The sequence below is a fragment of the uncultured Halorubrum sp. genome, assembly GCF_937146585.1.
GTDB lineage: Archaea > Halobacteriota > Halobacteria > Halobacteriales > Haloferacaceae > Halorubrum > Halorubrum miltondacostae.
In genome coordinates this window covers 1-3,400 of sequence record NZ_CAKZRO010000021.1, presented here as the reverse complement: position 1 = coordinate 3,400, position 3,400 = coordinate 1, and the positions used below count along the sequence as shown (strand labels likewise).

General features: G+C 71.9%; 3 protein-coding genes. All 3 read right to left on the bottom strand.

Translation table 11 applies throughout. The features are described 5' to 3' along the window. Positions 1–179 precede the first annotated feature (179 nt). Positions 180–1,436, bottom strand: coding sequence for a DUF5305 domain-containing protein (locus Q0116_RS01695; protein ID WP_297884893.1), 1,257 nt, complete (start codon positions 1,434–1,436; stop codon positions 180–182). A gap of 3 nt (positions 1,437–1,439) precedes the next feature. Beyond that, entirely contained in the window at positions 1,440–2,603 is a 1,164-nt protein-coding gene (locus Q0116_RS01690; protein WP_297884891.1) for a signal peptidase I, read from the bottom strand. 140 nt (positions 2,604–2,743) lie between these two features. Next, on the bottom strand, positions 2,744–3,400 hold a 657-nt coding region (locus tag Q0116_RS01685; RefSeq protein ID WP_297884889.1), incomplete at its 5' end, for a hypothetical protein.

The following is a 3,400-nucleotide window of genomic DNA, read 5'->3' as shown; positions in this document are numbered from 1 at the left end:
TCCCGGCCGAGTGCGACCTCGACGGCGACGAGTCGGTGTTCGACTGCTCGAAGGCGGAGCGCCTGCTCGGGTGGGAGCCGAAGCATTCGTGGCGCGACGCGGTCGAAGAGAACGGCGAGAGCGGCGAGGAGTGAGCGAAACGAAGCGGCCGCCGCGGCCCGCGGACCGGCGGGAGCGGTTCAGTCTCGGTCGGCGTCGCGGGTCGCCGAGTCGCCGTCCTCGGCGGGCGACGCGGTCGTAGCGGCGTCGCCGTCCCCCGTCAGCGACGTCGCCGAACTCGCGTCGGCGGGCTCCCCGTCGTCGGAGGCGTCCTCGACGGTGGGGCGCTCGCCGGCTTCGGCCCCGTCGACCTCGCCCTCGTCGGCGACCGTCGGCGCGGGCGGGCGGTAGGTGTAGACGAACTCGCCGGAGACTGCGTGGAACGCGCCGGTCTCGGGGTCCTCCACGACGCCGGTGTCGTTGTCTATCGCGAAGTCGACGAGGTCGCGCAGCGACCCCGCCTCCGCGGTCGGGCGCTCGTGGACCGAGGAGGGGAGCCGGAACGTCGTGATCCACTCCGCGAACTCCGAGCGGTCGTCGCGGTACGAGAGGTAGTCCCGCTCCGCGGGCGTGAGCGCGAGGTCGTGCTCCCGGGCCGCGTACCTGATCCCGCCGGCGCCGGCGAGACCGACGAGCAGGAGGAGCGGGCCGCCGAACGACCGGAGCACCCCGTACTCCCGCTCGACGGTGACCTGCTCGCTCCGCGACGTGGTGTCCGACTGGACGCCCGGGTCCTCGACGGAGTACGTGTCGCCGCCGTGCGTGACCGGCATGTCGAGCGTCTGCGTCGACGCCGTCGGGACCCCGCCGATCGACCCGTCGACGGCGACCTCCGTCGCGACGAACGTCTCCGTCTCGCCGGGCGACGCGCCGAGCTGCTCTTCGATCGACGCCACGCGCCCGTCGATGGCGGTGCTGTTGAGCGTGAACGAGGCGTTGACGGTCTCGCCGGGCGCGACGCCCGAGACCGTCTCCGACGCGAGCGGCTCCGTCTGGCGCCAGTAGACCGTGTCGCCCTCGCCGACGTTCCGGATCACGAGCACGGAGTCGAGCTCGACGGTCACGTTCTCGGCGCTCGACGCCGCGTAGCTCGTCGCCACGTCCACGTCGAGCTCCGGGGCGATCCGCGTGAAGTACGTGCTCCGACCGTCGAGCACCGCGCCGGTCTCGAAGACCGCGTTCGGCTCGGTCACCGTCGCGCTGTGCTCGTACTGGCTCTCGACGGTGAGCGAGGAGACCGTCCGACTCTCCGTCTCCGTGCCGGGGTCGACGTGGGTCGTGTACACGAGCCCCGCGCCGACCGCGGCGAGCAGAAGACAGGCGACGAGGATCGCGGTGGACTGTGCGTTCAGGACGGCGCGGAGTCGGAGTCTGCGTTCGTTGGGGTCTGAAGACATGTGTTACTTGTAGAACTCGCGGAGGAGCCGCCGGTGGAGCGGGGGACGCTCGCGGGAGTCGCGCGACCGGATCCGCGCGGGCTCGCCGCGCAGGAGCACCAGTCCGATCGCGACGATGCCGCCGCCAAGCAGCCCGTTGATCGCGACGAGCGGGGCCCAGGGATGGACGCCGTACAGCTCGTCGACGATCCCCGGGGGCAACACGGCGAGGTAGCGGTGTTCGACGACGAACAGGCGGTAGTAGCCGGTCTCGTCCGGCGCGGACAGCGTCACCGTCGTCGACGCCTGCCCGCGGCTCCCCACCGAGAGCCGCTCCGGGTCGACGTCCACGCCCGGACTCGCGGGCGTGACGTACGCGTACACGGGGACCAGTCCGGCGTTGGGGACGACGTACTCGAGCTCCTGGCTCGTGCCGCTCTCGATCACCGTCGGGTTCTCCGACTCGAACTCGGCGCTCACGACGCCGTACTCCTGCGTCCCGGCCGGCACGACCATCGCCGCCGTCGCCGTCGCCATCAGCACCAGCGCCAGCGCGCCGAGGATCGCCAGCACGGAGGTCCCGTCGTCGCGGGACCGGTCGCGCGCCTCCCGGTCTCTGCCGCCGGCGTTGAGGTACCAGTCGACCGCGTACGCGACCACCGACAGCCCGAAGATGATGTACGCGAGCCCCTGCGTCCCCTGGAGCGACCGGACGCCGAACGTCACCGCCAACTGCGTCTGGACCGCGTCGAGCGCGGACTGGAACCCCATGGCGACGGTCCCGAGGTGGGGGATCACGACGACCCCGCCCCCGATCTGGAGCGCCTTCGCGGCGACGTCGGCGTCCTGGACGATCGGCTCGCCGCCGTCCTGGTCGGTGAACGGGTTGTTGTCGCCGCGGGTGACGTAGCCGCGCTCGGTCTCCTCGACGACCCGGTGGGTCGTCAGCCCGCCGCCCTGTATCTCCTGGGCGTCGAACGTCACCACGTCGCCGGGCCCGATCCCGCCCGCGATCTGGGCCGGAATCGCCACGAACCCGTCGCCGGGGTCGAGCGTCGGCTGCATGCTACCGGTCTCGACGTAGCTGAGGAGGACCGGCTGGCCGAGTAACTGCCCGACGACGAGCGAGAGAACGACCAACACCGCGGCCACCTGAAGGGCCACGGACAGCGTTCGTTTGATGGACATGGTGTCGGACGCGGGTCAGTGACGAACTCGCAGCGGGCGACGCCGCGAGCGGGTTCCTGTCGCGCGAGCGTCAGGTAGCCGTCGATCGCTGAAGGGCGGCGTGCCCTAATAAGTTCGTGGGTGAAGGCGAGTCCGGTGGGTTACGAGTCGGCCGCCTCGTCGAAGACGCCGCCCGCGAGCAGCGCGAACGGCCCGATGAACCCGAGACAGAAGCCGAGGAGGTGGACGTACAGGTTCACCACGCTGCCGCCGCCGGAGGGGTCGGCCGGGAAGCCGACGACCGGGTAGCCGACGGCCACCACCGCGCCGACGGCGAGCAGGTCGCCGTAGCCGGGGGACGACGCGACCGATCGCAGGTGCGTCCGGATCGGCCGCGGGAGTCGGGCGTCGCTGCTGGCCGCGTACAGCAGCGCGAGGAGCGCGCCCGCGACGCCGGTCGCCAGCCCCGCCAGTCCGACCCCCTCGGTCGAGACGGGGAGCGCGAGGAGCGCGATCCACCCGACGAGCGCGAAGAAGACGGCCGGCAGGGCGGTGACCGAGGCCGACGGCGCGAACCGGTCCCGGGCGTAACAGTACCAGAGGATCGGGAGCAGCCCGGCGAGCGCCATGTTGACGCCGGAGAACCCGAAGCCGATCGCGTTCCGCGGCACGGCCAGGTTCAGCGCGGACAGCGCGAACGGGAAGGCAGTGAGGTAGGTGACGAACGCCGTGAAGAAGAGGCGTCGTCGTCCGTTCAGGACCGCGAGCGCGTAGCCGACGCCGGCGAGGAGGGCGTACCCGGCGAGGTTCCCGAGGAG